At 64.7% G+C, this 15,474-nt stretch carries 9 protein-coding genes and 2 pseudogenes; 9 read left to right on the forward strand and 2 right to left on the reverse strand.

All coding sequences use genetic code 11. The annotated features are described in order from the left end of the window. Positions 1-8: 8 nt before the first annotated feature. Positions 9-716, forward strand: coding sequence for a tRNA (adenosine(37)-N6)-threonylcarbamoyltransferase complex dimerization subunit type 1 TsaB (gene tsaB, locus ACVOLV_RS15165; RefSeq protein WP_481555114.1), 708 nt, complete (start codon positions 9-11; stop codon positions 714-716). 142 nt (positions 717-858) lie between these two features. On the opposite strand, the gene ACVOLV_RS15170 is transcribed toward tsaB, so the two are convergent. Then, positions 859-1,749 (reverse strand): energy transducer TonB, encoded by an 891-nt coding sequence (locus tag ACVOLV_RS15170; RefSeq protein ID WP_481555115.1) that lies wholly within the window; start codon positions 1,747-1,749, stop codon positions 859-861. Then, a complete protein-coding gene (gshB, locus tag ACVOLV_RS15175; RefSeq protein WP_481555116.1) occupies positions 1,749-2,696 on the reverse strand; it encodes a glutathione synthase in 948 nt (315 codons plus the stop codon). The genes ACVOLV_RS15170 and gshB overlap by 1 nt, the downstream gene beginning before the upstream one ends. Positions 2,697-2,937: 241 nt before the next feature. Between gshB and pilG the strand changes: the two genes are divergently transcribed. The 8 genes and pseudogenes from pilG (at position 2,938) to ACVOLV_RS15215 (ending at position 15,123) form a co-directional block, all read left to right on the forward strand. Then, positions 2,938-3,339, forward strand: coding sequence for a twitching motility response regulator PilG (gene pilG, locus ACVOLV_RS15180; protein ID WP_057628851.1), 402 nt, complete (start codon positions 2,938-2,940; stop codon positions 3,337-3,339). A gap of 18 nt (positions 3,340-3,357) precedes the next feature. Then, positions 3,358-3,720, forward strand: a complete 363-nt coding sequence (locus ACVOLV_RS15185) for a response regulator (protein ID WP_303747144.1) — start codon at positions 3,358-3,360, stop codon at positions 3,718-3,720. Continuing rightward, positions 3,720-4,250, forward strand: a complete 531-nt coding sequence (locus ACVOLV_RS15190) for a chemotaxis protein CheW (protein WP_303747143.1) — start codon at positions 3,720-3,722, stop codon at positions 4,248-4,250. Before ACVOLV_RS15185 ends, ACVOLV_RS15190 begins: the two co-directional genes overlap by 1 nt. Before the next feature lie 41 nt (positions 4,251-4,291). After that, the gene (locus ACVOLV_RS15195) at positions 4,292-6,328 is read left to right on the forward strand and encodes a methyl-accepting chemotaxis protein (protein WP_303747142.1); all 2,037 of its coding nucleotides are present in this window, start codon (positions 4,292-4,294) and stop codon (positions 6,326-6,328) included. Between the two features lie 108 nt (positions 6,329-6,436). Next, positions 6,437-9,670: pseudogene (locus ACVOLV_RS15200) on the forward strand (Hpt domain-containing protein); the annotation flags it as partial. A 1,230-nt stretch (positions 9,671-10,900) separates the two neighbouring features. Further along, positions 10,901-13,285 (forward strand): annotated as a pseudogene (locus ACVOLV_RS15205) (hybrid sensor histidine kinase/response regulator); the annotation flags it as partial. Next, complete coding sequence (locus ACVOLV_RS15210) at positions 13,272-14,621, forward strand: chemotaxis protein CheB (protein WP_481555117.1); 1,350 nt, start codon at positions 13,272-13,274, stop codon at positions 14,619-14,621. The pseudogene ACVOLV_RS15205 and the gene ACVOLV_RS15210, both read left to right, overlap by 14 nt. A gap of 25 nt (positions 14,622-14,646) precedes the next feature. Continuing rightward, the gene (locus ACVOLV_RS15215) at positions 14,647-15,123 is read left to right on the forward strand and encodes a chemotaxis protein CheW (RefSeq protein WP_481555118.1); all 477 of its coding nucleotides are present in this window, start codon (positions 14,647-14,649) and stop codon (positions 15,121-15,123) included. The last annotated feature ends 351 nt before the right edge of the window (positions 15,124-15,474 follow it).

Raw genomic sequence — 15,474 nt, forward strand, 5'->3', positions numbered from 1 at the left:
GTGATGCCATGAAGCTGCTTGCCTTTGAAACCGCCACCGAAGCCTGTTCCGTCGCCCTGTATGTGGATGGGCAGGTATTGGAACGGTTTGAAGTAGCGCCGCGCCGGCATGCCGAGTTGAGCCTGCCGTGGGCCGAGCAGCTGCTGGCTGAAGCCGGCGTCGCCCGGAGCGAGTTGGATGCGATCGCGCTGAGCCGCGGACCGGGTGCTTTCACCGGCGTGCGCTTGGCGATTGCGATCGCGCAGGGCATTGCCTTGGCGCTGGACCGGCCCTTGCTGCCGGTATCGACCCTGCAGACGCTGGCGCTGCGTGCGCCAGCTGATGCGCCACGCGTGCTGGCCTGCATCGATGCACGTATGGGAGAGTTGTATGCGGCGCGTTATCTGCGTGCTGCCGATGGCGAGCTGCAGTTGCAGGAGCGTGAGTTGCTGGTCGCGCCGGAGGCCGTGCAGCTGCCAGCCGATGACAGCGTCTGGGCCGGTGTTGGTACCGGCTTCGCAGCGGGCGAGGGCGTGTTGAGTGCGCGCTTGCAGTCGCGTCTAAGCAGCGTGGATGCGCAGGCCCTGCCCAGTGCCGCCGACGTGCTGAAGATTGCCGTGCCGGCGATGCTGCGCGGCGAAGCCATCGCCCCGGAGCTGGTGCAGCCGGCCTACCTGCGCGACAACGTCGCGCTGACCCTGATCGAACAACAGGCGCTGCGCGATTCCAAGCGCTGAAGCAGTCGGATGTGATGGTTGTGGAAGCGGCGTAAGCCGCGAAGCTCACGCATCATCAGATGGAGATCAGTTTGGTGGCTCGGCCATTGCCAGCTTCGCGGCTTATGCCGCTGCCACAAAACCAAAATACAGGACTGGTCGCTCAGCGATCGTCGTGCAACTGCCCACCGGGCAGGAACATCCAGGTGCGGGTGACCTGCAGGATGTCGATGTCGTCCTTGGTCTCGGGTAGTGCCGGGAACGGCTGCGCCTGCTCGATCACGCGCAGGGCGGTGGCATCCAGCAAGGGCACGCCGCTGCTGCGCAGCACGCGGCTGCTCTCCACGCTGCCGTCGCGGCGCACGCCGACGGTGATCACCACCTGGCCGGCCAGCCGGCGCTGGCGTGCTTCATCCGGGTAATTCAGGTTGCCGACGCGCTCGGCGCGGTCTACCCAGGCGCGCAGGTAGTTGGCATAGGCGTATTCGCGGGTGCTGGCGGAGACGAACTTGCGGTTGGGCCGCTTGGCGTACTGCTCCGAACGCAGGTGCACTTCGGCTGCCAGCCGTGCCATCTCCGCATCGCGCTGCTCACGTGCGTTCATCGGTGCATTGGCGTCGGGGCGGTCCGGCAGCGGTTGGGTCTGCGCGCTCGCAACCGCGTCCTTGCCCTGGGTGCTGGTGATGACGCGTGCCTGCGGCGGTGGCGGTGTTGCCGTGCTTTGCGCCTGCAGTGGCACCGGCGCCAGGCCGTTCTGCAGCTGCGGCACGATGCCGGCCTGCGCATCGCGCGGACGTTGCGCCTTGTCGTGGTCACCGCCGCCCTGCTGGTTGGCCTGGGCGAGGAAATCAGCCTGCTTGGGCGTGAGTGGCGTACTGGTCTGGCTGAAGATCACGTCCAGCGTCGGCACCAACGGTGCTTTGTCGCTCACCGCGAAGCCCACCCCGAGGATCAGCAGGCCATGCACCAGCGTGGACAGCACCAGGGTGGCGGTCAGGCGTTGCTGCTCGGTGACCCGCGGTGCCGCGGGCAGGACGTCAGGCTGCGAATACATCAGGCCAGATCAGCCTCGATCGCATCGAACAGCTGACCGGCAATGTTCAGGCCGAACTGGGCATCCAGCTCGCGCACGCAGGTGGGGCTGGTGACGTTGACCTCGGTCAGGTAGTCACCGATCACGTCCAGGCCGACGAAGCGCATGCCGCGACGCTTCATCTCCGGGCCGACCTGGGCGGCGATCCAGCGGTCACGCTCGCTCAGCGGACGGCCTTCACCGCGGCCGCCGGCGGCCAGGTTGCCGCGGAACTCGTCGCCCTGCGGGATTCGCGCCAGGCAGTAGTCCACCGGTACGCCGTCGATCAGCAGGATGCGCTTGTCGCCAGCGCTGATGTCCGGGATGAAGCGCTGCGCCAGGGCCAGGTGTTGGCCACCCTCGGTCAGCGTCTCCAGGATCACGTTGAGATTGGGGTCGCCGGTGCCACTGCGGAAGATCGAGCGCCCACCCATGCCGTCCAGCGGCTTCAGCACAGCCTGGCCGTGCTCGAGCACGAAGGCCTTCAGTTCGCGGGCGTTGCGGCTGACCAGGGTCGGCGGGCAGCACTGCGGGAACAGCAGCGCGGCGAGCTTCTCATTGAAGTCGCGCAGGCCCTGCGGGTCGTTGACCACGATGGCGCCGGCCTGCTGGGCGACGCTGAGGATGTGGGTGTCGTACAGGTACTCGCCGTCGAACGGCGGGTCCTTGCGCATCAGCACGATCTGGCCCGGGCCGAACGCCAGCGGGGCGAACTCGCCCAGGCTGAACCAGCCGGCCTTGTCGTCGCGCACCTGCAGCGGGGCAACCTCGGCCTGGGCCTGGCCACCGTGCAGGGACAGCCCGCCGGGGCGCACGTAGTGCAGCCGATGCCCGCGGCGCTGGGCTTCCAGCAGCATGGCAAAGGTGGTGTCCTTGGCGATCTTGATGTCGGCGATGGGGTCCATCACCACGATGACGTCTAAAGGCATGACTTGAATCCAGCAGATCTGGTCGACGATGTTAGCCGTTCGGGGCGGGGCCGCACAGCGCGGAAAGCGGAACGCTGAGGCTGAATGGTGCTGCGCTTTTATTGAGAAGTGCATCACATTACATTGAGGATCAGCCAAGTCCTGTCGGCATCGCTTGACAGTTCGCGGCTGGGCTGGGATATAGATGCGCTTTCGCGGCAATATCGCATTCGATATCGGTCGCGCGTTCGGGGAAGAACTAATGGTTGAAAACATGGCTGCGGGTGGGGAACTCGCAGGGCTGAAGGTGATGGTCATCGATGATTCGAAGACCATCCGACGTACGGCTGAAACGCTGCTCAAACGTGAAGGTTGTGAGGTCGTGACCGCCACTGACGGTTTCGAGGCGCTGGCCAAGATCGCCGACCAGCAACCGCAGATCATTTTCGTCGACATCATGATGCCGCGTCTGGATGGCTATCAGACCTGCGCCTTGATCAAGGGCAACCAGCTCTTCAAGTCGACACCGGTGATCATGTTGTCATCCAAGGATGGCCTGTTCGACAAAGCCCGTGGCCGCATCGTCGGTTCCGAGCAATACCTCACCAAGCCATTTACCCGCGACGAACTACTAGGTGCCATCCGCACATACGTCAACGCCTGACCAGGGGGTAAGGCAGAAATGGCTCGAATTCTTTTGATCGAGGACTCACCGACCGACAGGGCGGTGTTTACACAATGGTTGCTCAAGGCTGGGCATGAGGTGTTGTCAGCTGACAACGCCGAGGACGGCCTGCAGATTGCCCGTGAGCAAGGGCCGCAGCTGGTGCTGATGGACGTGGTGTTGCCGGGGATGAGTGGTTTCCAGGCTACCCGCGCGCTGTCGCGTGACGAGGCCACCCGTGCCATCCCGGTGCTGATTGTCAGCACCAAGGGCATGGAGACCGACAAGGCCTGGGGCATGCGCCAAGGCGCCAGCGATTACATCGTCAAGCCGCCGCGCGAGGATGATCTGATCGCGCGGATCAACAAACTGGTGGGTTGATGCGTTCTCCATTCGACATCCTTGAAGCCTACGAACGCCGCAGTCTGGCGCACGCGGTACAGCTGCCTGAGCGCAGCTTTTCGCAGGATGTCTGGCGTGGCGTGGGTTACCGCGTCGGCAGCCGGCATCTGGTCTCGGACTTCCGCGAAGTCGTGGAAATCGTGCCGATGCCGCCGGTCACGCCGGTTCCCGGCGCACAGGCATGGTTGCTGGGCGTGGGCAACCTGCGCGGCAATCTTTTCCCGGTGGTGGACCTGAAGAACTTCCTGGAAGGTGAGCGTACGGCGCCGCAGGAAGGTCAGCGTGTGTTGATCATGCGCCAGAGCGGCGGCGACGTTGCCCTGGTGATCGACGAGCTGTATGGCCAGCGCAGCTTCGAGGCGCCGATGCAGGTGCCGGCCGGTGATATCGCCCAGGGCCGCTATGCGCACTTCGTCGAGCGTGCCTTCCATGATGAAGGCCGCGACTGGGGCGTGTTCTCGCTGTCGCTGCTTTCCCGCACTCCTGAATTCCGGCAAGCGGCCGCCTGATCGGCGCGCTTGCCTCTTCGTATTGAGACCGAGGTCGAACGATGAGTACTGCTCCTGAAGCCGCCAAGGCTGGCAAGCTTGGCAACGTAAGCACCAACTTCTGGTTGGGCTTGTTGGTGCTCTCGATGGTGGTGTTCGGTGCCAACACCGGCGTGGCCACCTGGCAGGGCAGTCGTCTGGCCGGCGCCAGTACCGGTGCCGCCGATCTGCAGGTGTTGTCACAGCAGCTGGCCAACCAGGGCCGTGAAGCCGTGGCCGGTAGCCGCGAAAGCTACGCAGCGTTCAAGGACACGCGCAGCAAGGTGGAAAGTACGGTCAGCGAGTTGCAGGGACGTTACGGCAACGAGACCGGCGTGTCCGGCCCACTGAGCGCGCTGGTGGATACCTGGAAGCCGCTGTCCAAGAACGCCGAGCAGATCGTTGCCTCCGAGCCGGCGGTACTGGCCCTGGCCGGTAACGCTGACGCCTTCGTCGGCGCGGTGCCGCAGCTGCAGGCGCAGTTGAACGAAGTGGTGCGTGCGATGACCGCCGGTGGCGCCCAGTCCTCGCAGGTCTACAACGGCCTGCAGCAGGTCGTTGTGGTGGGCACCATGGCCCGTCGCGTGACCGAAATCCGCGCGGGCGGTGCCGGCGCAAGCGGCGCTGGCGATGCGCTGGCACGCGATATGGTGGTGTTCACCCAGGTGCTGGAAGGCCTGCGCAACGGCAATGATGAAATGGGTATCGCCGCCGTACGCAATGCCAATGCACAGGTTGCGCTGGAACAATCGGCCAACCAGTGGGCGAAGATGAAGAAGGACGCCGACGCCATTCTGGCCAGCTCGCGCAACCTGTTCGCCGCACAGTCCTCGGCAGCCGCACTGGCGACCGGCTCGGACAAGATGCTGGAAAGCAGCCGCAAGCTGTTCGATGCGTTCTCGGCCTTCGGCTCGGCCCGCGACACCCGCATCTTCCCGAACTTCTGGTGGAGCGTGATCTTCGGCGGCCTGTCGGTGCTGTCGATCATCGGCTTCGTGTGGAGCACGGTGCGCACACGTTCGCGTGAGCAGGACGTGCGTTACCAGACCCAGGTGGAATTCAACAGCCGCAACCAGCAGGCGATTATGCGTCTGCTGGACGAAATCAGCTCGCTCGGTGAAGGTGACCTGACGGTAAAGGCCTCGGTGACCGAGGACATGACCGGCGCCATCGCCGACGCTATCAACTACGCCGTGGACGAACTGCGCCACCTGGTGACCACCATCAACGACATCTCCTCGAAGGTGGCGGTGTCGGCACAGGAAACCCAGGCAACGGCAATGCAGCTGGCCGAAGCCGCAGGCCACCAGGCCGACGAGATCACCAGCGCCTCGGACCGCATCGGCGAAATCGCAACCTCCATTGAGCAGGTGTCGCGCAACTCGACCGAGTCGGCCGAAGTGGCACAGCGCTCGGTGGTGATCGCCACCGAAGGTGCCGGTGTGGTGCGGCAGACCATTCAGGGCATGGACCAGATCCGTGACCAGATCCAGGAAACCTCCAAGCGCATCAAGCGCCTGGGTGAGTCCTCGCAGGAAATCGGCTCGATCGTGGAACTGATCAACGACATTTCCGAGCAGACCAACATCCTGGCATTGAACGCCGCCGTGCAGGCAGCTTCGGCCGGTGAAGCCGGTCGCGGTTTCGCTGTGGTGGCCGACGAAGTGCAGCGCCTGGCAGAACGTACCTCCGGCGCAACCCGTCGAATCGAAGGTCTGGTGCAGGCGATTCAGGCCGATACCAACGAAGCGGTTACCTCGATGGAACAGACCACCGCCGAAGTGGTGTCCGGTGCGCGCCTGGCCGAGGACGCCGGTACCGCACTGACCGAAATCGAGCGCGTGTCCAACGCACTGAATAACTTGATTAAAAGCATCTCCATCGCCGCCAACCAGCAGGCCTCGGCAGCTACCGACATCACCCAGACGATGGGCGTGATCCGGCAGATTACCGGCCAGACCTCGCAGGGTGCCGGGCAGACCGCCGACTCGCTGGGTCAGTTGAACCAGTTGGCGGCAGAGCTGCGCCGTTCGGTGGCCGACTTCAAGTTGCCGGCCTGAGCGGACTGATCGGGCGGGGATGCAGAGGAATTCGCAGATGAAGTTTCGTCACTACGCAACGCAGGGCCGCCCGGACGGCATGCAATTGATGCTGCACGGGGGAGTGCGATGAGTACCTTGCGCGATGCGATGAGCCACGCAGCTCTGGGTTGGGTCAAGCCCGAGCTGGACGAGACCCTGCGCCAGGTGCGCAACGAGGTCGAAGCGTTCGTCGAAGAACCCAGCGACACCAGCCGCATGCGTTTCTGCGCCGGCTACCTGCACCAGGTGCAGGGCACGCTGCGGATGGTCGAGCTGTATGCCCCGGCGATGGTTGCCGAGGAGCTGGAGCTGCTGGCCAACGCGGTGCGCGACGGTGCCATTCCTGACCGTGACGAGGCCTGTGCCACGCTGATGCGCGGCACCGTGCTGCTGCCCGATTATCTGGAACGCCTGCAGAACGGCCATCGTGATATTCCGATCGTGCTGCTGCCGCTGCTCAATGACATCCGTGCCGCACGCGGCGCTGAAGGCATCAATGAAAGCGTGTTGTTCGCCTTCAATCCCGATGCCAGCGACGCCAGCCCGGATGAGCTGGAGCACGCGCGCGGCAGTTTGAGTGGACGCAACCGCGAACTGCTCGACACCGTCGGCAGTGCGGTCAAGGAAGAATTGATGCGCATCAAGGATGCGCTCGATCTGCACATGCGCATGAACGGCAACCCGGCTGAGCTGCAGACGCAGGTCAACGAACTGGGCGCGGTTTCCGACACCCTGGGCGTGATGGGCTTGGGCGTTGCCCGTGGCATCGTCGCGCAGCAGCGTGATGCCTTGCGTGAAGTCGTCGATGGCAGCCGCCAGATCGACGACAACCTGTTGCTGGATATCGCCGGTGCGCTGCTGTATGTGGACGCATCGCTGGACGACCAGGTCGCCCACCTTGGTGCCAACGTTGCCGGTGAAGACGACGCAGGCTCGGTGGAAACCCGCCGCACCGTTGAAGTGCTGGCACACGAAGCCATCGCCAACTTCACCGCTGCGCGCGAGTCCTTCGTCGCCTTCATCGAGACCAACTGGGACCACGCACGCCTGGCCGAAGTGCCGCGCCTGCTGGGTGAGGTTTCCGGCGCGCTGCGCATGCTGGAAATGCCGGAGCCCGCCGACTACCTGCAGGCCGTGCGGCAGTACATCGACGTTGAGTTGATCGCGCGCCAGCGCATCCCCAGCGGCCGCCAGCTCGATACCTTGGCCGACGCCATGGCCAGCCTGGAATACTTCCTGGAAGCCCTGCGCGACCGCCGACCGGGCCGCGAGGAAATCCTCGATATCACCCGCACCAGCCTGGAAACCCTGCGTTATTGGCCGATTCCGGCGCTGCAGGCAGTTGCTGACACCGCCGCCGACGTGATGCCGTTGAGCAATGCGCTGGCTGAGCCATCGGCTGTCGATACGGTCGAGGTATCCAAAGACAGTGTTGAGGCAGTTGCCGAACAAGCCGCTGTGATTGACGGGACGCCGGCCATCGCTGCCCCGGCGCTGCCGCCGCCGTTGCCGCCACTGGAAGCAGAAGACAAACCGCAGGCTGCCGCTGCCGACTACCCGCTGGTGTTCGGTGCAGCGATCAACGCCGTGGCGACCCCGGTCAGCCCGGTCCAGCTGCCGACCGTTGCGGATGCGTTCGCGCCTGCCGAAGCAGGCGCCGGTTCGGCAGCCTCCGCATTTGATCCGGTTGCCGCCGAGACCTCGGGTATCGGGGAGAGCGATTTCAGTTTGGCACCGATGGTGCTGGAAGGTCATGAGCCTGCGTCAGCGGCTGAAGCTGACGCGCAGGCTTCGTTTGCCGCGACGTTTGACCCGGTTGCCGCAGAGGACGCTACGGTTGCTGGCACAGAGCACAGCTATCGTTTCGACGATTCGCTGCTGACCTTGGATGGCGCGGATACGGAAGCACCGTCCGCAGCCGACCCGGCCGATATCGGTGTGGTGGACGTCGAACTGACCAATGTCGAGTTCGCTGATGGTGACGTGTTCTTCAGCCCGGAGCTCGAGACCGTCAACCCCGTGTCTGAAGCTGCAACGCAGACGCCGGCACAGACATCCAATGAGTGGGATCTTGCCGCCGCGGCGATTGAACCGGTATCCAGCCTGAGCGAACCTGTGTCCAGGCTGGATACGGAAACTGCTGCGTTCATGGCGCAGCTTGATGCCGCCGCCGAAGCATTCGACCCGTTTGCATTGCCCGAGTCGCTGCAGCTGGAAACGGTCGCGGCCGAGGCTGGAGCTGCGGTGGTCGGCTCCGCTGCACCTGCAAAGAGCTTCGCCCCGGCACAGCAGCTCGAAGGCGGCTTCATCGATGGCGGTGACGTGATCGATCAGGATATCCGCGATGTGTTCATCGAGGAGTTCGACGAAGAACTGGAGAACCTTGGCAACCTGCTGCCCGCATGGCGCGCGGCACCGGCCAACATGGAGCGTCTGCGTCCGGTTCGCCGCGTATTCCATACCTTGAAGGGCAGTGGTCGCCTGGTGGGTGCGCGCACCCTGGGTGAATTCAGCTGGAAGATCGAGAGCATGCTCAACCGCGTGCTCGACGGCAGTCGTCCCGCCAGCCCAGCGGTCATGGCCGCGGTCACGCAGGCCTACGACGTGTTGCCGGAATTGAATGCCGCGTTGCGTGGCGCCGGCAGCATCCAGTCCGATCTGCTTGGCATCCAGGACGTGGCTGATCGCATTGCCGCTGGCGAGGAGGCGTTCTACGTCACCGGTGCCAGTGCTGCCGAAGTCACGACGCCGGTCAGCGATGCAGTGGCGGATACCGGGCTTGTCGAGGCCGCCGTTCCGGTCGAGAGCGACGCTGCCACGGATATCGAAACCGATGCTGCAGAGGGTACGCCTGCATCGGTGGACGAGGTGCTGCGCGAGATTCTCGAAGCCGAGATTGGCGCCCATCTGGTTACGGTCAATACATGGCTGGCCGCTTCGGCGGCGCAGCCGCAGGCCGTCTCCGAAGACCTGCTGCGCGCCGTGCACACCATGAGTGGCGCCTTTGCGATGACCGACGTGCCGGTGATCACCCAGATCACCAGCCCGGCAGAAACGTTCGTCAAACGCTCGCTGGCAGCGGCGGTCATGCCGACGGCTGCCGGTGTGGACGCGCTGGCGCAGATGGCTGCAGCCGTGCACACCACTATCACCGCATTGCGCGCGCCTTCGCCGCGCATTCCTGCATTCCCGGGTGTGGCCGAGCGCCTGCAGGCGCTGGTTGATGCCTTGCCGGATGCCAAGTGGCCGCCGATGCAGGTCGAAGATGAGCTGGCTGTCGACGATGTTGCCGCCGCGCAGTCCGAGACTACGCTGGATGGCGGTCTGTCCGCCGGCTTGGTGGGTACCGAAGATCTGTCCGCGTACTTCGACCCGGGCCTGCTGGATGAGACCCCGGGCAGCGTGGCCTCGGTCGATAGCAGCGAAGCGCCGGCAACGGCGGTTGAGTCTGAAATCGTATTGCCGACTGGATTCGCAGCGGATGCCGCGGACCAGAATCTGGTTGAAGATGCTGGGCTTGCTGGTTCTGGCGATGCAGAAGCATTGTCGGCGTCGGCAGGGGATGTGGCTGAGAGCGAACTGGTAGCGGAAGTCGTCGCAGATGAAGCTGCCGAGCAGGTCGGCATCAGCGAATCCGCTGAGTCGAGCCAGCCGGATGCAGCACAGCATTCCGATGAAGCGGTTGATCATTACGATGCGGTGCGGGCCTCCACCTGGGGCGTTGCGGTGGAAGCAGTGGAGCCGGAGCAGGAGCAGGCCGCAGAAGCGACTGATCTGCAGGCCACGGCTGACGCCGATGCTGGCGAGATCGAATCCGAACTTGCCGTCAGCAGCGATGCTGGAGCGGTGGCTGAAGAAGGTGAGGAGCTCGGTGCACAGGTCGAGAATGACCAGCAGGACGAACAGGCGGTTGTTGAGACATCGAGCCATCTGGACGATCGCGACAGCGTGATTGCGCGTGCCTTGGCGATCGCGACCGGTGCAGGTGCGGCGGTTGTTGGTGCTGCCCACGCGAGTTCGTTCGATGCACAGGCGGAAGCCGAAGCACCACGCTCGGCCGAGCAGGGCGAAGAAGACGTCCCGGCCATCGCGGACGCTGAGCAGGGTGGCGAACAGATTGATGTTGGCGCCGACGACGCTGCCGAGCAGGCGCCGGTTGAAGTCGCGCAGGCTGAAGATGTCGCCGCGATTGCGGACGCGCCGGTCGCGGAGCTGGAGTTCGCCGACGCGGTAGATACTTCTGCAGACATCGAAGCTGTCGCATTGATTGAGCAGCAGGCTTCGCTTGAAGAAGCCGTGCAGCCCGACGAAGTGCTTGAGTTCGACGAAACCGCACAGCTCGAAGACGCAATTGCGCTGGAAGAAGCTACGCAGCTCGAAGAAGCCGCACAACTTGACGAAACGGCAACGATCGAAGCGGCAGAGGTGGAAGCATCCGCCGAGCCGGCGATCATCGAACCCGTCGTCGAAGCCAAGGCGGCGTTGGCACCGTTGACCGCTGCCTTGCCGGAACCGGAAGCGGCAGCTGTCGCTGTGCCGGTAGCAAGCGAGTTGGATGCGGGTCCACTGAACTTCGCCGATCTGGACCGCGAACTGGTCGATATTTTTGTCGAGGAAGGCAAGGATCTGCTCGACCATTGCGATGGCCTGATCAACGACATGCGCGCGGCGCCGGAAGACCGCGAAGCCCTGGCGGGTCTGCAGCGTGACCTGCACACCCTCAAGGGTGGTGCGCGCATGGCCGGCATCAATGCCATCGGCGATCTGGGCCACAGCATCGAATCGCTGCTGGAAGCGGTCGCCGCCAACCGTACCGAGATCACCCGTGCCGATGTGCAGTTGCTGGAGCGCGGTTTCGATCGCCTGCACCAGCTGTTGACCCGTACCGGCGAGCACCGTGCGGTGCTGATGCCGACGGATCTGATCGAAACCTTTGAAGCCCGTACCGATGGTCGTGCAGAAGCAGCGCAGGCTCCGGTCGAAGCCGCCACTGCTGCAGTCGCAATCCCGGTCGCAGCCGCGGTGGTGGAAGCGGTGCAGCCGCGCCCGCTGGCCCAGGCCGAGCCCTTGTCGGCGCCGTTGCGCGAAGAGCAGGCCGGTGCCGAAGAAGAAGGCGCGCCGCGCGGACAGGAACAGGTGCGTGTACGCGCCGACCTGCTCGACAGCCTGGTCAACCACGCCGGCGAAGTGGCGATCTACCGCTCGCGCCTGGAGCAGCAGCTGGGTGCCTTCCGTGGCGCCATGGCCGAGTTGGACCGCACCAACGCCCGTTTGCGTGACCAGCTGCGTCGTCTGGATCTGGAAACCGAAGCGCAGATCGTGGCGCGTTACCGCCGCGAACACGAACAGGCCGACCAGACCTTCGATCCGCTGGAACTGGACCGTTTCTCCACCCTGCAGCAGCTCAGCCGTGCGCTGAACGAATCGGCAGCCGACTTGGGCGGTCTGCAGGGCGTGCTGGACGATCTCTCGCGCAACTACGACACCTTGCTGCAGCAGCAGTCGCGTGTGAGCTCGGAACTGCAGGATGGCCTGATGCGCGCGCGCATGGTGCCGTTCGACGGGCTGGTGCCGCGCCTGCGCCGCGTGGTGCGTCAGGCCGCGCAGGAAACCGATAAGCAGGTGCACCTGAAGCTGGAAGGCACCCACGGCGAACTCGATCGCAACGTGCTGGATCGCATGGTCGCGCCGTTGGAGCACATGCTGCGCAACTCGGTTGCCCATGGTCTGGAGCAGCCGGCTGCACGTACTGCCGTGGGCAAGCCGGAAGAAGGCGAAATCGCCCTGCGTCTGCGCCGCGAAGGTTCGGAAATCGTGCTGGAAGTCGGTGATGACGGTGCCGGCCTGGACCGTGAGGCGATCCGTCGCCGCGCCGAGCAGCGCGGCCTGTTGGGCAGCGACGAGCAGATCGACGATACCCAGCTGGACCAGATGATCTTTGCCTCCGGTTTCAGCACCAGCGAGCAGGTCAGCCAGCTGGCTGGCCGCGGTGTGGGCATGGACGTGGTGCGCAACGAAGTGCGCCAGCTTGGCGGCTCGGTGGACATCCACTCGGTGCGCGGCCAGGGCGCGACCTTCACCCTGCGCCTGCCGCAGACCTTGGCGGTCACCCAGGCGGTGTTCGTCCGCATTGGCGAAACCACCTACGCGGTGCCGGTGGCATCGGTCAGCGGTATCGGCCGTATCTCCCGCGAGCGTTTCGAGTCGGGCGAGGGCGGTTACCACTACAGCGGCGAAGATTTCAGCCTGTACAACCTCGGCACCCTGGTGGGTCAGGTTGCCGCCAAGGCTGAAGGCCAGACCGAGATTCCGTTGTTGCTGGTGCGCTCCGGCGACCTGCGCGCAGCGGTGGCGATCGACCAGGTACTGGGTAACCGCGAAGTCGTGGTCAAGCCGGTGGGCCTGCAGATCGCCTCGGTGCCGGGTATCTACGGCGCCACGATTACCGGTGAAGGCAACGTGGTGGTGATCCTGGACGTGGCACCGCTGGTGCGTCGTCATCTCACCCAGCCACAACAGACGGTCGAAGTCATCGAGGCCAGCAGCCAGCGCCACGTGCCGCTGGTGATGGTGGTCGACGACTCGCTGACCATGCGCAAGGTTACCGGCCGTGTGCTGGAGCGTCACAACCTGGATGTGGCCGTGGCCCGCGACGGCGTGGAAGCGCTGGAGCAGCTGGAAGAGCGCATCCCGGACCTGATGCTGCTGGATATCGAAATGCCGCGCATGGACGGCTACGAGCTGGCCACCGCGATGCGTGCCGATCCGCGCTACAAGAACATCCCGATCGTGATGATCACCTCGCGCAGTGGCGACAAGCACCGCCAGCGCGCATTCGAGATCGGCGTGCAGCGCTATCTCGGCAAGCCGTACCAGGAGCTGGATTTGATGCGCAATGTCTATGACCTGCTGGGGATCGCCCGTGCACGCGACTGACGACGCAGCCAAGCCGGTTGCACTGCTGGCCCGTGCCGGCGCCGCCCGCGATCGCCTGCGCGAAGCGCTGGTAGCTGCCGGTGGCCGCATCGTGCTGGAAGAAGACCCCAACCAGCTGGAGCCGGCGGCGCTTGCTTCGGCCGCGCCGCAGGTAGTGCTGGTGGCCTTGGAACCGGCGGTCGAGGATGCACTCGAGCGGCTGGAGTCGGTGCTGGAGACGCCAGAGCTTTCCTTGTTGTTCGAGGAAGCCGAGCTCGCTGCACGCCGCGAAGGCTGGGAAGCACAGCGTTGGATCCGCCATCTGGCCGCCAAGCTGCAGGGACACGACAACGTGCTGCCGCCGGGGCTGGAGAACGAAGACGCCGAGCCGGCCATCACCCTCGAGCCCGGCCTGCCGCCGCGCCCGGCAGATGGCCACGTCGATGCGCCGCTGCAGTTCCACCTGGACGAGGCGCAGGTGCAGGCCTATGACCTGCCAGCCGATGAAATCTACATCGCTCCGGCCAGCGCGCTTGAACCGCATCCGGAAGTGTTGTCTTTCGAGGAATTGATCGCCGGTGGCGTGCAAACGCCGGAAGCGGCGCAAACACCGTCACCCAGCCTGCCGCCACCGCTGCCGCCGGAACGGGTTGTCGTGCCGGTTGAAACAGAGACAAAGACGACGCCGGTAGGCGATTTCAGCAGCTGGTCGCTGTTGGAAGACGATGGCTATGAAACCGTGCCTGCTGTCACTGCCGCGCCCGAACCCCCGCCGGCCTTGGCCAGCCTGCTCAACAGCGATTTGTCGTTGGTTGAGATAGAAGCAGCTGCTGCCGAGGGCAATGGTGCGGTGCTGCTGATCGCTGGTATTGGCGGCCCGGATGCGGTGCGCCGTGTGCTGGCGGGCCTGCCTGAAGGCTTCCTGCGGCCGGTGCTGGTGCAGCTGCGTCTGGATGGCGGTCGTTACGCCAACCTGGTCAAACAGATGGCACGGGCGACGCCATTGCCGGTGACCTTGGCCGATCCGGGCCAGAACCTGGTCGCGGGCGATGTCTATATTCTTCCCGACGTGATCGGCGTGGAGTCGAGCGCCGAGGGGCTGCGCTTCTGCGCCGAAGCCAACGACCTGCTCGGAGCCCTGCAGCCGGAGCGCAGCGCAGTGCTGATGCTCAGTGGCGCCGACGTGGCGATGGTCGCCCCGGTGTTGGAGTTTGCCGAGAAGGGTGGTTGGGTGGCAGGGCAGATCGGCGAGGGTTGCTATGACCCGGCTGCTGCCAGCCAGCTGGCTGTCGCCGGCATGAGCGCCGGTGATCCGGAATACCTCGCCGCCGAATTGGCTGTGCATTGCGCGGCGTGACCGCAGCGCGACCCAGGAACTGACGATGAGCTACGCAAACAACGATGAAGTCCGTGGGGTACTGATACAGGCTGGTACCGAGCGCGTATTGCTGCCCAATGCGACGGTGGCGGAAATGATGTCCCGCGTGGCGGTCGAGCCGATTGCCAATGCGCCAGCGTGGCTGGTCGGGCAGATCGCCTGGCATGGCTGGAGCGTGCCGCTGCTGTCCTACGCCGGCCTCAGCGGCCATGGCAATGAAATGGTCACCGGTAACAACAAGGTGGTGGTGCTCAAGGCCCTGGGTGGCAACCCAGACCTGCCGTATTTTGCCTTGCTGACCCAGTCATTCCCGCAACTGATCGCGGTACCGCGCGACGGCCTGCTGGCCGACGCATCGGAAGAAAGCCTGCCGGTAGGCGTGCACATGCGCGTGCTGCTGGGCGAACAAAGCGCACTGTTGCCGGACCTGGACGCAGTGGAAAGCGCGGTCATCCTGGCTCTGGCCGAAGCCGTAGCCTGATCAGGCTGAATGGTAGTGCCGAGCCATGCTCGGCAGAGGCTTTCCAAGCGATCCCCGGCTTTGTGGGAGCGGCGTGAGCCGCGAAGCTCACGCAGCACCAGGTTGCGGATTGCCCTGTGGTTTAGTTGGTGTTGGCTTCGCGGCTGACGCCGCTCCCACACGGTGGGTGCAGCGTTAACGATGGTGCGAGGCAGGCATCACCTGTAGTGCCGAGCCATGCTCGGCAGAGGCCTTGCCGGTAATCCTCAACATTGTGTGAGCGGCGTAAGCCGCGAAACCCACATAAGATCAAGGGGAAAACCCATTGGGAATTTTGGCGGGGTTCGCTTAGGCGCCGGCCCACCGACCCCA

The organism is Stenotrophomonas sp. STEN023 (genome assembly GCF_056760135.1).